The organism is Hydrogenophaga electricum (assembly GCF_030160815.1).
Classification (GTDB): Bacteria; Pseudomonadota; Gammaproteobacteria; order Burkholderiales; family Burkholderiaceae_C; genus Hydrogenophaga; species Hydrogenophaga electricum.
Map to the genome: position 1 here is coordinate 1 of NZ_BSPB01000136.1, position 1,088 is coordinate 1,088.

2 protein-coding genes are annotated in these 1,088 nt (G+C 75.2%); both read left to right on the top strand.

Going from position 1 to position 1,088, the window contains the following annotated elements; genetic code table 11:
* Positions 1–241, top strand: a 241-nt coding sequence (locus tag QQK43_RS23125) for an AAA family ATPase (RefSeq protein ID WP_284309633.1), incomplete at its 5' end; no start/stop codon positions are given.
* On the top strand, positions 238–1,088 hold an 851-nt coding region (locus QQK43_RS23130; RefSeq protein ID WP_502260865.1), incomplete at its 3' end, for an ABC transporter domain-containing protein. The genes QQK43_RS23125 and QQK43_RS23130, both read left to right, overlap by 4 nt.

Below are 1,088 nucleotides of genomic sequence, written 5' to 3' on the forward strand. Positions count from 1 at the left end.
CCTGGCCGTGGCGCTCGGCGCCGGCCTGCTGCTGGCCGACGAGCCGACCGCGCACCTCGATCCGGAAACCCGTGCCCGGGTGATCGAGGCGCTGCGGCAGCTGGCCCGGGGCCGCACGCTGATCGTCGCCACCCACGACGCCGCGCTGGCCGCGGGCATGGACCGCACCGTGCGGCTGGAAGATCTGGTGGCCGGCGCCGAAGCCCCCGGCGCGGCGGTTCCCGAACGGAGGGTGGCATGAAGGCCTGGAAGGATCTGCAGCCGGTGGCTCGCCTGTTCGGGCAGGCGGCACGGGGCCGTCTGTGGCTCGGGGCCGGGCTGGCCACGCTGACGGTGCTGGCCGGCATCGCCTTGCTGGGGCTCTCGGGCTGGTTCATCACCGCCACCGCGCTGGCCGGCCTGGCCACGGCCAGTGCGCTGGCTTTCAATGTGTTCGTGCCCAGTGCGGCCATCCGGCTGCTGGCCCTGGGGCGCACGGCCGGGCGGTATGCCGAGCGCCTGGTCACCCACGACGCCACGCTGGCCGTGCTGGCCGCGCTGCGCGAACAACTGTTCCGGGGCTGGGCGCAGCCCGAAGCCGCGCGGGCGCTGCTGCGGCAGCCGGCACGGCTGCTGTTCCGCCTGACGGGCGATGTCGATGCGCTCGAAGTTTTCTACCTGCGGTTGCTGGTGCCGGCGCTGGCCGCGTTCGGCGCGGCCCTGCTGGCGGGTGGGGTGCTGGGCAGTCTGGACCTGTGGCTGGGCCTGGCCCTGGCGCTGTGGCTGCTGCTGGCGGGCTGGGGCATCGCTGCGCTGGTGGTGCGCCGGGCGCGGTCTGCAGCCTGGCGCCGCGCGGTGGCCCTGGAGCGGTTGCGCTCGCGCGCCATCGATCTGGTGTCTGGCCAGACCGATCTGGCCATGGCCGGTCGCCTCGCGGCGCAATGCACGGTACTGGACGCGACCGATGCCCGGCTGGCCCGCGCCGACCGCGCGCTGCAGCGGCTTGAAACCCGGGCCGGCTGGGCCTATTCGGTGGCGGGCACCCTGGCTCTGGCGGGGGTGCTGCTGGCGGCCGGTGTGCTGGCCGGGCGTGGCACCCTGAACGCCCC